This window comes from Stenotrophomonas sp. Ker107b (genome assembly GCF_053847245.1).
In genome coordinates this window covers 1,716,579-1,730,582 of sequence record NZ_JBSPHX010000001.1, presented here as the reverse complement: position 1 = coordinate 1,730,582, position 14,004 = coordinate 1,716,579, and the positions used below count along the sequence as shown (strand labels likewise).

The following is a 14,004-nucleotide window of genomic DNA, read 5'->3' as shown; positions in this document are numbered from 1 at the left end:
GCCGGCAACGCCCCCGTAAGTTCCTGATTCTTGCTGGTAAAACCCCCGTAAAAGCGGGCGGAAAATGGCCCGCTGTGGTAGAATCCAACGGTTAATCGAGATTCCGGCGCAACCGCCCCGAAAGGGCGGTCGTGACGGACTGGACCGCTACCAGACAACGGAACCCGAATGGCAGAAACCGCCAAGGAAATCATCCAGGTCAACCTGGAAGACGAGATGCGCAAGAGTTACCTCGATTACGCGATGAGCGTGATCGTGGGGCGCGCACTCCCGGATGCGCGCGATGGCCTCAAGCCGGTGCATCGCCGCGTGCTGTTCGCGATGAGTGAACTCAACGCGCACGCCAACAAGCCTTACTTCAAGTCGGCGCGTATCGTCGGTGACGTCATCGGTAAGTACCATCCGCATGGCGATCAGTCGGTGTACGACACGCTGGTGCGTCTGGCGCAGCCGTTCTCGCTGCGTTACATGCTGGTCGATGGCCAGGGTAACTTCGGTTCGGTCGACGGCGACTCCGCCGCCGCGATGCGATACACCGAAGCCCGCATGTCCAAGCTCACCCATGAGCTGATGGCGGACATCGAGAAGGAAACGGTCGATTTCCAGCCCAACTACGACGAGAAGGAACTGGAGCCGACGGTCATGCCGACCCGGTTCCCGAACCTGCTGGTCAATGGTTCGGCCGGTATCGCGGTGGGTATGGCGACCAACATCCCGCCGCACAACCTGACCGAATCGATCAATGCCTGCATCGCGCTGATCGACAATCCCGAGATCGACGTCGACGGCCTGATGGAGTTCATCCCGGGCCCGGACTTCCCGACCGCGGGCATCATCAACGGCACCGCCGGCATCGTTGCCGGGTACCGGACCGGTCGTGGCCGTGTGCGCATCCGCGCCAAGGCCGAGGTCGAAGTGGCTGACAACGGCCGCGAATCGATCATCGTGACCGAGATCCCGTACCAGGTGAACAAGGCCCGGTTGATCGAGAAGATCGCCGAGCTGGTCAAGGAAAAGAAGCTCGAAGGCATCAGTGAACTGCGTGATGAGTCCGACAAGGACGGCATGCGCATCTTCATCGAGATCAAGCGTGGCGAGTCGGCGGAAGTGGTGTTGAACAACCTCTACCAGCAGACCCAGATGGAGTCGGTGTTCGGCATCAACATGGTGGCGCTGGTCGATGGTCGCCCGCAGTTGATGAACCTCAAGCAGATGCTCGAGGCCTTCGTGCGTCACCGCCGCGAAGTGGTCACCCGCCGCACCGTGTTCGAGCTGCGCAAGGCGCGTGCCCGTGCGCACGTGCTGGAAGGCTTGACCGTCGCGCTGGCCAACATCGACGAGATGATCGAACTGATCAAGACCTCGCCGAACCCCACCGAAGCGCGCGAACGCATGCTCGCCCGCCTGTGGGAGCCGGGCCTGGTCGGCTCGATGCTGGGTGCCGCCGGTGCCGAAGCGTCGCGTCCAGATGATCTGCCCAAGGGTGTGGGCCTGCTCGAGGGCGGCTACCAGCTGACCGAGATCCAGGCGACCCAGATCCTGGAAATGCGCCTGCACCGCCTGACCGGGCTGGAGCAGGACCGCCTGACCGACGAGTACAAGCAGCTGCTGGAAGTGATCGCCGGGTTGATCGAAATCCTGGAAGATCCGGACCGTCTGCTGCAGGTCATCCGCGAAGAGCTGATCAACGTGCGTACCGAGTTCGGTGACGAACGCCGCACCGAGATCCGCCACAGCGAAGAAGACCTGGACATCCTCGACCTGATCGCCCCGGAAGACGTGGTGGTCACCCTGTCGCACGCCGGTTATGCCAAGCGCCAGCCGGTCAGTGCCTACCGGGCCCAGCGCCGCGGTGGCCGTGGCCGCAGCGCCGCGTCGACCAAGGAAGAGGATTTCATCGAACAGCTGTGGCTGGTCAACACGCACGACACGCTGCTGACCTTCACCAGCGCAGGCAAGGTGTTCTGGCTGCCGGTGCATCAGCTGCCGGAAGCCGGTTCCAACGCCCGTGGCCGCCCGATCATCAACTGGATTCCGCTGGAAACCGGTGAGCGGGTGCAGGCCGTGCTGCCGGTGCGCGAGTATGCCGAAGGCCAGTTCGTGTTCTTCGCCACCCGCAACGGTACCGTCAAGAAGACCCCGCTCAGCGAGTTCGCCTTCCGTCTGGCGCGCGGCAAGATCGCGATCAACCTCGATGAGGGGGACGCGCTGGTCGGCGTTGGCCTGACCGACGGTGAGCGCGACATCCTGCTGTTCGCCTCCAATGGCAAGACCGTGCGCTTCGGTGAGGACAAGGTCCGCTCGATGGGCCGTACCGCTACCGGCGTGCGCGGCATCAAGATGCCCAAGGGCGAGGAAGTGGTCAGTCTGATCGTGGCCGAGAGTGCGGGCGGCGGTGAAGACGAGAACGAGGACGAGAGCCAGGTCGACGAGACCGTGATCGACAGCGGCGATGCCGTGATCGAGAACGGGGCTGACGACGACAACGCGCTGTACATCCTGACCGCGACCGAGAACGGCTACGGCAAGCGCACCCCGCTGCCGGATTACCCGCGCAAGGGCCGTGGCACGCAGGGCGTGATCGGCATCCAGACCACCGAGCGCAATGGCAAGCTGGTGCGTGCGGTGCTGATGGGGCCGCGCGACGAAGTGCTGCTGATTTCCGATGGTGGCACCCTGGTGCGCACCCGTGGTTCGGAGATCTCGCGCGTCGGCCGCAACACCCAAGGTGTGACCCTGATCCGTCTGTCCAAGGAAGAGAAGCTCCAGGCGGTGGAACGCATGGATGCCTCGCTGGACGAGGGTGTCGAAGAAGAAACACTGGCGGCCGTCGAAGCCAGCCCGGTGGTGGCACCGCCGGAGGCGTAAGCCCACCCAGCAGGAGTCACACGAAGAACGCCGGCGCACGCCGGCGTTTTTCGTTGCAAAGAACGCGCAACGTTCACGACCCCGGTGGGATAAGGGCCGCGGGGCCGGCCGCAACGTCGGCGATCTTCGCGCTTCAGGAGAGACCGATGTCCACCACGACGCAGACCCGCCGCCCCCGCCATTGGCCGGTGGCTGTGCTGGCCATTGTCATTCTGTTGCTGGGGGTTGTATTCACCGCAGGGGGCGCTTGGCTCGCCAGCCTTGGTGGCTCCTGGTACTACGTCCTGGCCGGTATCGGCCTGCTGATCTCGGGTGTACAGCTGTGGCGCGGCCGCTACAGCGGGGTGATCTGGTTCGCGCTGGTGTTCATCGGAACGCTGTTGTGGACGTGGTGGGAGTCGGGCAGCAACTACTGGCGCTGGGTGCCGCGTTTGGGGCTGATCGTGGCCATCGGCTTCGTGCTGTCGCTGCTGTTGCCCACGCTGGATCGTCCGGTCTCGCGCAAGGTCTCGCGCGGCATCGCCGGCGTGCTCGCGCTGGTGTTCGTCGCCGCCTTCACGCTGGCCTTCGTGCCGCACGGCGTCACCGCCGCCGAGGGCGCGTTCCCCGAGCCGGTCACCAGCACCGGGCTGGCGCCGACCGCCGATGCACCGCTGCAGCCGGCCGACCGGCCGGTGGATGACGACTGGGCGGCCTATGGCCGCAACAATGCCGCCACGCGTTTCTCGCCGCTGCAGCAGATAACCCCGGACAACGTGGCCACGCTGGAGCAGGCCTGGTTGTTCCGCACGGGCGACCTGCCGGACAAGCGCTGGGGCGCGGAAACCACGCCGCTGAAAGTCGGCGACAGCCTGTACCTGTGCACCGCCCGCAACCAGCTGGTCGCGCTCAATGCCGCTGACGGTACCGAGCGCTGGCGCTACGACCCCAAGGTCAAGGACACCTCCATTCCGTACACCGCGGCCTGCCGTGGCGTCTCCTACTACGAAGTGCCGGCTACCGCGCAGGACACCGCGATGAACGATGTCGCGGCCGATCTTGCCGTCCCCAGCGGCGTGCCGGTGCTGACCCAGGTGCCGCGTGGGGCCTGCGCCGCCCGCATCATCGAAGGCACCCTGGATGGCCGCCTGATCGCGGTCGATGCCGCCACCGGCAAGCCGTGCACGGGCTTTGGCAACAACGGCCAGGTCGACATCACCGTCGGCATGGGCGACAGCCCGGCCGGGTATGTCTCCATCACGTCGCCGCCGGCGATCGTGCAGGGCGTGATCGTGACCGGTCACCAGGTGCTGGATGGCCAGCGCCGCGACGCGCCGTCCGGCGTGATCCAGGCCTACGATGCCGTCACCGGCAAGCTGCGCTGGGCCTGGGATATGGTCCGCCCGGAACGCAACGGCGCACCGCCGCCGGGTGAGACCTATACCCGCGGCACCCCCAACATGTGGACCACCGCGACCGGCGACGACGAACTCGGCCTGGTCTATCTGCCGATGGGCAACTCGGCCGGCGATTACTGGAGTGGCTCGCGCACCGAGAACGAAAACACGTACGCGACCTCATTGGTCGCCATTGACGTCAATACGGGCAAGCCGGCCTGGCACTTCCAGGCGGTGCGCAAGGATGTCTGGGACTACGACATGGGCTCGCAGGCGACCCTGATCGACTACCCGACCGCCGCCGGCAAGGTGCCGGCCCTGCTGCTGCCGACCAAGCAGGGCGACATGTACATTCTCGACCGTCGCACCGGCAAACTGCTGACCCCGGCCGAGGAACGCAAGGTGCCCAGCGGTGGCGTCGAGCCGGAACAGCGTTCCCCGACCCAGCTGTTCTCGCTGTATCACACGCTGCGCAAGCCGGACCTCACCGAGCGCGACATGTGGGGGATGACCCCGATCGATCAGCTGGTCTGCCGTATCCAGTTCCGCAAGGCCAGTTACGAAGGTTTCTACACGCCGCCGACCGCGGACCGTCATTCCATCGAGTATCCCGGTTACAACGGCGGTTCGGACTGGGGCAGCGTCGCTGTTGATCCGCGCCGCGGCGTGATCGTGGCCAACTACAACGACATGCCCAACTACAACCGGCTGGTGCCGCGCGAAAAGGCGGACCAGCTGGGCTGGCTGCCGCGCGAGGACGTGACCGCCGACAAGGGCGGCGCGGAAGGTGCGGGCGATCCGCAGGTGGGCACGCCGTATGCCATCGACGTCAACGCGGGTTGGCGCCTGCCCTTCACCAAACTGCTGTGCAAGCAGCCGCCGTACGGCGGCATCCGCGCGGTCGACCTGCGCACCGGCAAAACGCTGTGGGATCGCCCGTTCGGCAGTGCGCGCGGTAATGGCCCGTTCGGCATCCGTTCCGGCCTGCCGATCGAAATCGGCACGCCGAACAACGGTGGCTCGGTGGTCACCGCCAGCGGACTGATCTTCATCGCCGCGGCGACCGATGATCTGCTGCGCGCGATCGATCTGAAAACCGGCAAGGAACTCTGGCATGCGAAGCTGCCAGCTGGTGGCCAGGCCAACCCGATGATCTATGCGTTTGGCGGGCGCCAGTACGTGGTCATCATGGCCGGCGGTCACCACTTCATGGAAACCCCGGCGGGCGATTACGTGATTGCCTACGCGCTGCCCAAAGGGTGAGGAGAGCCCCCGGCGCTACGCCGGGACCCGTACCATTTTCCGCATCAGATGCTCGACCACGCCTGTCGGCTCCGCCGTGCGCCCGACATGCGTGCTCGACATCTGCACCACCGAGCTGCGCTTGGCGGTGAGGAAATGGAAGCGGGCGCGCGCAGGCAATTGCGCGATCGGTCCGGCGTTCGCGTCGCCGCGGCAGATCGCCACGATGGCATCCAGCCACGGCTGCAGGCCGTCGATATCCAGTGACGGCGCGAACGCGCGTAACCGTTCCAGATCCAGCTCGATCGCCGCTTCCAGGTGCTTGGCACCCGGGCAGGACACGATCACCCCGACGTTGATGAACTCCTCGCGTTCGACGCGGGGCACCACGCGGATCACCGCATAGTCATACGTGTGCAGTGTGGGCACGGACGGCCTCCTGGACAAAGGCCGCGCGCACGCGAAGGCGGTGCTGCAGATAATCGATGTAGGCCTGGCGGTAGGCCGTCGGGCTGTCGAAGGCGGGTTCGTCCACCAGCCAGCTGTCCGGCACCAGGCCGACGATGCGCTCGATTTCCGCATCCGGCAGCATCACCGCCAGCCCGGCATCGACCTCGGCAATCTGCGTGGCGAACGGCAGCAGCACATGATCGCGGATCAGCACGAACGGCTTGGTGCAGGCCTCGCCGGCACTGGCCCAATCGTGATGGAAATACATCGCCGCACCATGGTCGATCAGGTACAGCTTGCGGTGCCACACCATCAGATTCGGATTGCGCGCGGTGCGGTCCACGTTGCTGGTGAACGCATCGAACCACACGATTTTCGAGGCGAGTTCCGCATCGGGCTGCATCGCGGCCGGGTCGTAGTTGATCGCGCCGGGCAGGTAATCGCTGCCCAGGTTCAGGCCTTCACTGGCGCGTATCAGGTCCTGGATTTCCGGATCCGGTTCGGTGCGGGCGAACTCGCGGTCCAGCTCGACGAACAGGATCTCTGGAATCGGCAGGCCGAGCGTGCGGGCGATTTCGCCGGCGATCAGTTCGGCGATCAGCGCCTTCGGTCCCTGGCCGGCACCGCGGAACTTGAGCACCACCATGCCATCGTCGTCGGTTTCGACCACGGCGGGCAGGGAGCCGCCTTCGCGCAGCGGGGTGACATAACGGAGGGCGTGCACGGTTCGCACAGCAGGGCACCTGGAAGCAGTTGAACGCCAAGGGTACCGCACCGTGCCAGCCGTCTCGACGGCCGCCAGCGGCAGGCTTTGCCGGATCAGGTGAAACGCCGCCGGCCATTTCTTCTGGCCCATCTTCGGGACGGACGGCAGTGCTAGATTCGAGACGTGCCGACCGACGACCCTGCCGTGCCGGCTCCCACCATATCCAAGGGGACACGCATGCTTGCTCGTACGTTCTGGTCCACGGCGTTCACCGTGACAGCCTTCGCCACGCTGGGCACGATGCCGGCCCATGCCAGTGGCTACGCCACACCACCGGAGCGCCTGCTCAAGGTGCTCAAGGCACCGCCGCCGCCGATACCCAGTGTCGACCCGACCGGCCAGCGCCTGCTGCTGACGACCACGCAGACCTATCCCTCGATCACCCGCGTTGCCCAGCCGTATCTGAAGCTGGCCGGTGTGCGCCTGGAGCCGAAGAACCGCAGCCGGCACGACACCCCGGGTGGTTACGGCATTCCACCGTGCGTCGGTGACTTCACCGTGGTGGAGACCCTCAGCGGCCGCTCTACCAAGGTGGCGTTGCCCAACGGGTGTGCCGGCATGGCGCAGTGGTCGGCCGACGGCCAGCGCTTCGCGTTCCAGAACGTGGCCGATGACAGCGTGCAGCTGTGGATCGGCGATGCGGTCACCGGTCAGGTCCGCCAGGTTCCCAACCTAGCGCTCAATCCGATCTTCGGCAGCACCGTGCAGTGGCTCGGTGGCAGCCAGCAACTGCTGGTCAAGCTGGTGCCTGCCAGGCAGGGACCCGCGCCGAGCGCCGAGGGTGCGATCGGCCCGGATATCCAGGAGTCGCTGGGGACGGCGGGCGAAAGCAGTACCTACGAAGCCCGCGATACGCTGACCAGTGCCTACGATGAAGCGCTGTTCGCCTATTACGGCCAATCGCAGCTGGCGGTGGTGGATACCGCGGCCAACACGGTGCGCACGGTCGGCACACCGGCGCTGCTGGACAGCGTCGGGGCCGCACCGGATGGCGTGCACGTGCTCACCAGGACGCTCAAAGCGCCGTTCTCGCACGCGGTGACCTACCAGCGTTTCGCCAATGACGTGGCGGTAGTGGATATCGCCAGCGGCCGCAGTACGCCGATCGCCAGCCTGCCGCTGGCCGACCGCGTGCCGGTGCATGGCGTGCCCGAGGGTCCGCGTGATTTCGATTGGCGCGCCACCGATCCGGCCACACTGGTGTATGCCGAAGCCTTGGACAAAGGCGATTGGAAAGTCACCGTCCCGCATCGCGATCGCGTGTTGATGCTCAAGGCCCCGTTCACCGCCAAGCCGACCGAGATCGCTCGCACCGCGCAGCGCTTCGAAGGCCTGGCCTGGACCGCGCAGCCGGACGTTGCCTTCCTCGATGAGAACGACGAGAACCGCCACTGGCGCCAGACCCGCATCGTCAACGTGGACAAGCCGAAGCAGGAAGGTCGCCTGCTGTGGGATCTCTCCAGTGATGAGCTGTACGAGGACCCGGGCAATTTCGTGTACCAGCGCCTGCCCACCGGTGCCTACGTGGTGCGCCAGGAAGGCAACACGGTCTTCCTGCGCGGGCAGGGCGCTTCGCCGCAGGGCGATCGTCCGTTCCTGGATGCGCTCAGCCTCCGCAGCCTGAAAACGGAGCGTCTTTTCCGCAGCGATGCCGATGCCTACGAGCAGTTCATCGGCTTCAGCGCCATCCCGGGCCACCTCCTCACCTGGCACCAGTCGGTGACCGATGCGCCGAATGCGTTCGTGCGCCTGCTGGGCGAGGACGTCGCCGATGCCAAGCCGGGCGAAGCACAGTTCATGTCCAGGCCGGCCGCACTGACCCACCTGGTCGACCCCACCCCGGAAGTGCGCCAGATCAAGAAGCGCCTGGTCACCTACAAGCGCGCCGACGGCGTGGACCTGTCGTTCACCCTGTACACGCCGCCGGGGTACAAGGAAGGCCAGCGCGTGCCGGCGATCCTGTACGCGTACCCGGCCGATTTTGCCAACGCGGCGCAGGCGGGGCAGGTGTCCGGTTCGCAGCAGACCTTCACCCGCCTGGCGCCGTACCGGCTGATGCTGCTGGCCGGTTACGCGATCATCGACAATGCCTCGTTCCCGATCGTCGGCGACCCGAAAACCGCCTACAACACGTATCTGGAACAGCTTGAGGCCGATGCGAAGGCGGCGGTGGACAAGGCCGTGGACCTGGGCGTGGTCGACCGCAACCGCATCGGCGTTACCGGGCACAGCCATGGGGGCCTGATGACCGCCAACCTGATCGCGCATACCGACCTGTTCAAGGCCGGGGTCGCCACCAGCGGCTCGTACAACAAGACCTTTACTCCGTTCGGGTTCCAGAACGAACGCCGCTCGGTCTGGCAGGCGCAGGACGTGTACCTGAAGGCCTCGCCGTTCTTCTATGCCGACAAGATCAAGCTGCCGCTGCTGCTGGTCCATGGCGAGGATGACGCCAACCCGGGCACCGAGCCGTTCCAGTCGCGCAAGCTGTTCCAGGCGATCCGCGGCAACGGGGGCACCACCCGCCTGGTGATGCTGCCGCACGAACCGCATTGGTACACCGCGCTGGAATCCAATGAGCAGCTGGTGTCGGAAATGCTGACCTGGTTCGACACCTATGTGAAGAATGCGCCGCCGGCCAAACGCTGAGGCGAGACATCGGTAGCGCCGCTCATCAGTGAGCCGCGATACGCATCAGACCCACGGCCGCCCTCAATGGGCGGCCGTTCTGCATTCCGGGCCGGTGATGGAATTACACTCGGGTCAGACCACAAGGACGCAGGCATGGATATCCAGTCTTGGGGACCGGCGGGCAGCGGTGTCGTCGGCGGCATCATCGCCACATGGCTCGTCGCGTACTCGGCGAGGGGATTGCAGACGCACTTCCGTGGCTGGTCCCGGGCCGCGTTGCGGCGCCGTCATCGCACCACGATCCGGGTCGCCAACGCCCTGTTCTTCGTGGGATTACTAGTGGGATTGGCCCTGTACCCGCTGGGCGGATTTGCCAGCAACGATCACCGGCCGGCATTCCTCGGCTTCGGGCTCGCCTCGCTGTTGCCCCTGCTGGCACTGGTCGTCATTCCGTTCCTGACCGGTCGAAGCATACGGGAAGCGTTCGTCGCCTTCGCGATCGGCCAAGGGGCGCCGGTATGGGCCACCTATCTGCCGCTGGCTGGCGGCCTGGTCTGTCTGGTCGTGGCACTGGTGGGCTTTCTTCCCATCGGCCGTTGAGATGGCGGACCGACGCGCGACGGGTGGACCTCGCCCGGCCCGGCAGGCAAAGTGCGCTTCAAGGGGATGCCGAGTACCGGGGAGCGAGGGATCGAATGCAGCAAACACCATTACAACCCACCGGTACCGCCACGCGGCGTCGGTACAGCCGCTGGCTGTTCGTCCTGGCAGTGCTGGCGTGCGCCCCGCTTATGGCGGTGGCGCAGACCGCTCCCGCGCCCGTTGATTCCGCAACGCAGGTTCCCGACCGCCCACGGACCTGTCTGGTCCTAGGCGGCGGCGGTGCCCGCGGCGCGGCCCATATCGGTGTGCTCAAGGTGCTCGAGCGCGAGCGCGTGCCGATCGACTGCATCGTCGGCACGTCGATGGGCGCGGTGGTCGGCGGCTTGTATGCCTCCGGCTACACGGCCGACGAGATCGAGGCGGTGCTGGACCGGATCGACTGGGCCGAGGTGCTGCGCGACAAACCGCCACGCGATGAGCGCAGCATGCGCCGCAAGGAAGATGACCTGCGCCTGCTGGGCGGCGTCGAAGTCGGCCTGAGCAACGGCAAGATCGCGTTCCCGCAGGGGCTGATCCAGGGGCAGAAGCTGGAGATGCTGCTGCGCCGCCTGCTGCTGCCAACCTGGCAGGTGCGCGACTTCGATCATCTGCCGATACCGTTCCGGGCCATCGCCACCGATATCGTCAGCGGCGAGAAGGTGGTGTTCGCACAGGGCGATCTGGCCTTGGCCATCCGCGCGAGCATGTCGGTGCCGGGTGTTTTCGCGCCGGTGCGCTATGAGGACCATCTGCTGGTCGATGGCGGGGTGGTCGACAACGTCCCGATCGATGAAGCGCGGCGGCTGGGCGCGCAGCGGCTGATCGTGTCGCGGGTCGGCTCGCCGCTGATGACCGAAGCGCAGCTGGATTCACCCTTGGCGATCAGTCACCAGATGGCCAGCGTGCTGATGCAGCGCGAAGTACTCGCGCAGTTGGCGACGCTCGGTTCGCAGGATCTGCTGATCACACCGCCGCTGGGCGAGATGGGCAGCCAGGACTTCAACCGCTCACCACAGGCGGTCGGCGTCGGTGAGCAGGCCGCCCAGGCTGAGGTCGCGGCGGTTCGTCGCTTCCAGGTGGACGATATTCGCTACGCCGCCTTCCAGCGCCAGCATCGCCCGCCAGCGTATGACGTGCCGATCGTGGCCTTCATCGATGTGCTACGCGATAAAACGCGTACCGCACGCTACATCGAGCAGCGCCTGCAGCCGGAGGTCGGTCAACCGCTGGCGCCGGATCGCGTGGAGCAGAAGGTCGCCACGGCGTACGGCGAAGGCCGCTACCAGCAGGTGCAGTGGCGGTTGGAGGAGCGCGACGGGCAGCAGGGTCTGGTGCTCGCACCGCAGGACAAGCGGTGGGGTCCGGATTTCCTGCATTTCGCGCTGCGCCTGTCCGATGATTTCGACGGCAGCAGCAACTACCAGCTCATCACGGAGCTGACCCGTACCGGCCTCAGCGAGCAGGGCGCGGAGCTGAAACTGCGCGTGGGGCTGGGCGAAGTGGAAGAGGCGTTCGCCGAGTACTACCGGCCGTTCGGCAGCAGTGGCCGGCATGCACTGTCGACCTATGCCAAGTACCGCGCCACCGATCTGGACCTGGCGCTGATGCGCGGCGGCGCACTCGCCGAGTTCCGTTACAGCCAGTGGCTGGGTGGACTGCGCTGGGCATATTCGCCACATCCGGACTGGGAAATCGCGCTGTTCGGCGAGCGCGGCCGTGAGCGCCTGCGCCTGGACGTCGGCAATCCCACCGAGCTGGGCAACTACCGCGCGGACATGGGCAGCGTCGGCTGGCAGCTGCGCCACGATTCGATCGACAGCTCGGCCTTCCCCAGTCGCGGCCAGCGCGTGTCACTGACGCGTCAGCACTATCTCGACGCGCTCGGCACCGACAATTCGGCGGCGGTCACGCGGGTGCAGTGGGATGGGGCATGGGCGTACGGCCACAACCGCTGGCTGGGCGGCCTGCGCGCCTCCTCCGCGCACGGCGGCGATGATCTGCTGGCCACTTACGGCTTCCTGGGTGGGTTGGGAAATCTGTCTGGCTATCCGGAAGAATCCATCTTCGCGCCGCAGACCGCGCTGGCCCGGGTGGTGTATTACCGTCGCGTCGCGCACGCCGATTCGCTGCTGACCATCCCGCTGTACGTCGGTGGCAGCGTGGAGTGGGGCGGATTCTGGCAGCGCCGCGAGGATGTCAGCCTGGATGGCATGCAGACCGCAGGCAGCCTCTTTATCGGTGCCGACACGTTCCTGGGGCCGGTGTTCCTTGGGTATGGGCGCGCGCAGGGTGGACACGACTCGTTCTATTTGACCTTCGGCTCATTGCTGCGGACGTTGGATGGGTTCTGAGGTGGCACGTGCGATCCGTGCCCGCAGACCTTCCCACGTTTTATCCTGTGCAGCCCATACCGTGATGTGATGCTGATGAAATCGATGTTCCTGGCGGTGTTGCTGTTGCTGTTCGCCGGCCACGCGCATGCCGCTGATGCACCGTCGCTCCCCGCGGCCTGGACGAAGATCGGCATCACTGTCGGCATGCCCTACGCGCAGGCGAAGGTCGCGCTCATCAAGGCCGGCTGGGTTGCATCTGCGGCCGACAACGCCGGCAACCCCGTCTTCGCCGCGCATCCCGAGGTGGATTGCGGGCAGGGCTGGGACGCGATCTGCTCGGCAGGATACGGCCGCGGGAACGAGACTTACGGTCTGGTGCTTGCACCTACCGACGATGGAAAACTGCTGGTGCAGGGCGTTTTCTGAAAGGAGCTGATACGGATGTCAGACCGCACTGTGGTGGTATTCGATTTCGACTTGACGTTGACCCGATGGGAGACGGCAAGCCGGTTCTTCAAAGGCCTGCTGCGACGCCAGCCGTGGCGGCTCGCGGTCGTAGCGCTCGTGCTGCCGGTGCTGGTCCCACTCTGGGTGGTACCGCAGACGCGACAGAGGCCGATCCGATTTGCAGTCTGGATGGCCACGTTCGGACGCAGCCGACAGGCACTTGCTGCCCTCGCGGTCGCGCATGCCGATGCGGTGTTCGGCGGACCGGAGCCGGTGTTCCTGGCGCAGGGCGTGGAACGACTGCGCCAACATCTCGCGCAGGGCGACGAGGTCGTCATCGCCACCGGCTGCTGGGAGCCGCTCGCACGTGCGCTGCTTGAGCGCGAAGGTCTGCAGCACGTGCCGCTGGTCGCTTCGACATTGCGGCCGTTCCTGGGCGGATGGATCAGCGAGCGCCATTGCCTGGGCGAGAACAAGATTCCGATGCTGACCGAACGTGGCTATCCGCCGCCGTGGCGCATCGCCTATACCGATCATCGCGCCGACCTGCCGCTGCTGCGCAACAGCGAACAGTGGTATCTGGTCAGCCCGGGGGAAACGTGCCTGCGCGTGATCGAGCAGGCGATGATGACGAAGGCGGAAATCCTGCCGTGGCGCGCAGTCTGACCGCTGGGATGCCCGGTCGGGCTGCGCCGCCTCAGTCCTCTTTCATCGCCAGTTCCGCGGCAAGCAGCGCCTGCGCCGCCTTGCTCAGCTCAGGCGAGGGCACCACCGGCGCACCGATGGCCTCCATCATCTGATCGGTGGAGACGAACCGGCGATGCCGGCGGTCGTAGATGCCGGTGATCAGCAGGGCCCGCGTGGCGACCTTTTCCTCGTCGCCGATCAGCACCCGCTGCTCCATGATGATGCGCGTGCCGACCCAGCCGGCCAGTCGCGTTTCCAGCACGAAGCGCTGGAACGGCCTGAGCTCGCGCCGGAACTGGATGCTGCCGCCACTGACGATCGGGGCCCACTTCGAGCGCCATGCCACCCGGCCCAGGCCCATGCGGAACACGAGATCGAGCCGGCCCAGGTCGAAGATCGTCCAATAGCGGCCGTTGGTCATGTGCAGGTTGCTGTCGATGTCGTTGGGCAGCACCCGGAAGTTCAAGCGCGACACCGCGAACGGCGCGCTCAGCTTCGGGCGGAAGGGCGAGGACAGCAGCAGGAACAGGAGGCGGAACCAGAGATTCATGGGCAGGGGCGC

The 14,004-nt window shown here is 66.1% G+C and carries 10 protein-coding genes; 7 read left to right on the top strand and 3 right to left on the bottom strand.

The genetic code is table 11. The annotated features are described in order from the left end of the window. The first annotated feature begins 168 nt into the window (after window positions 1–168). Window positions 169–2,868, top strand: coding sequence for a DNA gyrase subunit A (gene gyrA / locus ACWV8V_RS07875; protein WP_259261616.1), 2,700 nt, complete (start codon window positions 169–171; stop codon window positions 2,866–2,868). A 146-nt stretch (window positions 2,869–3,014) separates the two neighbouring features. Then, on the top strand, window positions 3,015–5,507 hold the full coding sequence (locus ACWV8V_RS07870) for a membrane-bound PQQ-dependent dehydrogenase, glucose/quinate/shikimate family (RefSeq protein WP_455899402.1): 2,493 nt from the start codon (window positions 3,015–3,017) through the stop codon (window positions 5,505–5,507). 15 nt (window positions 5,508–5,522) lie between these two features. Here the strand turns inward: ACWV8V_RS07870 and ACWV8V_RS07865 are convergent, their stop codons facing one another. Both ACWV8V_RS07865 and ACWV8V_RS07860 read right to left on the bottom strand, forming a co-directional pair. Further along, window positions 5,523–5,915 (bottom strand): DUF3037 domain-containing protein, encoded by a 393-nt coding sequence (locus ACWV8V_RS07865; RefSeq protein WP_259261618.1) that lies wholly within the window; start codon window positions 5,913–5,915, stop codon window positions 5,523–5,525. Beyond that, window positions 5,893–6,669 (bottom strand): HipA family kinase, encoded by a 777-nt coding sequence (locus ACWV8V_RS07860; RefSeq protein WP_259261619.1) that lies wholly within the window; start codon window positions 6,667–6,669, stop codon window positions 5,893–5,895. The genes ACWV8V_RS07865 and ACWV8V_RS07860 overlap by 23 nt, the downstream gene beginning before the upstream one ends. A gap of 210 nt (window positions 6,670–6,879) precedes the next feature. Here ACWV8V_RS07860 and ACWV8V_RS07855 point away from each other — a divergent pair, with 210 nt between their 5' ends. The 5 genes from ACWV8V_RS07855 to ACWV8V_RS07835 all read left to right on the top strand — a co-directional run bounded on the left by ACWV8V_RS07855 (window position 6,880) and on the right by ACWV8V_RS07835 (window position 13,421). Beyond that, the gene (locus ACWV8V_RS07855; protein WP_455899401.1) at window positions 6,880–9,351 is read left to right on the top strand and encodes a prolyl oligopeptidase family serine peptidase; all 2,472 of its coding nucleotides are present in this window, start codon (window positions 6,880–6,882) and stop codon (window positions 9,349–9,351) included. Between the two features lie 135 nt (window positions 9,352–9,486). Continuing rightward, entirely contained in the window at window positions 9,487–9,933 is a 447-nt protein-coding gene (locus ACWV8V_RS07850; RefSeq protein ID WP_455899400.1) for a hypothetical protein, read from the top strand. After that, the gene (locus ACWV8V_RS07845) at window positions 9,852–12,326 is read left to right on the top strand and encodes a patatin-like phospholipase family protein (protein WP_455899399.1); all 2,475 of its coding nucleotides are present in this window, start codon (window positions 9,852–9,854) and stop codon (window positions 12,324–12,326) included. The genes ACWV8V_RS07850 and ACWV8V_RS07845 overlap by 82 nt, the downstream gene beginning before the upstream one ends. A 69-nt stretch (window positions 12,327–12,395) precedes the next feature. Further along, window positions 12,396–12,734 carry a hypothetical protein gene (locus ACWV8V_RS07840; protein WP_455899398.1) on the top strand — a complete coding sequence of 113 codons (339 nt, stop codon included), beginning with the start codon at window positions 12,396–12,398 and terminating at the stop codon, window positions 12,732–12,734. A 30-nt stretch (window positions 12,735–12,764) separates the two neighbouring features. Beyond that, window positions 12,765–13,421, top strand: coding sequence for an HAD family hydrolase (locus ACWV8V_RS07835; RefSeq protein WP_455899397.1), 657 nt, complete (start codon window positions 12,765–12,767; stop codon window positions 13,419–13,421). A 31-nt stretch (window positions 13,422–13,452) separates the two neighbouring features. On the opposite strand, the gene ACWV8V_RS07830 is transcribed toward ACWV8V_RS07835, so the two are convergent. Next, window positions 13,453–13,992 (bottom strand): acyl-CoA thioesterase, encoded by a 540-nt coding sequence (locus tag ACWV8V_RS07830; RefSeq protein WP_369350078.1) that lies wholly within the window; start codon window positions 13,990–13,992, stop codon window positions 13,453–13,455. Between the last annotated feature and the right edge of the window lie 12 nt (window positions 13,993–14,004).

What these genes read in the sequence shown, in the direction of transcription:
- ACWV8V_RS07870 (WP_455899402.1), top strand. Translation starts at nt 3,015, where the DNA reads ATGTCCACCACGACGCAGACCCGCCGCCCCCGCCATTGGCCGGTGGCT.
- ACWV8V_RS07830 (WP_369350078.1), bottom strand. Translation starts at nt 13,992, where the DNA reads ATGAATCTCTGGTTCCGCCTCCTGTTCCTGCTGCTGTCCTCGCCCTTC.
- ACWV8V_RS07850 (WP_455899400.1), top strand. Translation starts at nt 9,487, where the DNA reads ATGGATATCCAGTCTTGGGGACCGGCGGGCAGCGGTGTCGTCGGCGGC.
- gyrA (WP_259261616.1), top strand. Translation starts at nt 169, where the DNA reads ATGGCAGAAACCGCCAAGGAAATCATCCAGGTCAACCTGGAAGACGAG.
- ACWV8V_RS07845 (WP_455899399.1), top strand. Translation starts at nt 9,852, where the DNA reads ATGGGCCACCTATCTGCCGCTGGCTGGCGGCCTGGTCTGTCTGGTCGT.
- ACWV8V_RS07840 (WP_455899398.1), top strand. Translation starts at nt 12,396, where the DNA reads ATGCTGATGAAATCGATGTTCCTGGCGGTGTTGCTGTTGCTGTTCGCC.
- ACWV8V_RS07855 (WP_455899401.1), top strand. Translation starts at nt 6,880, where the DNA reads ATGCTTGCTCGTACGTTCTGGTCCACGGCGTTCACCGTGACAGCCTTC.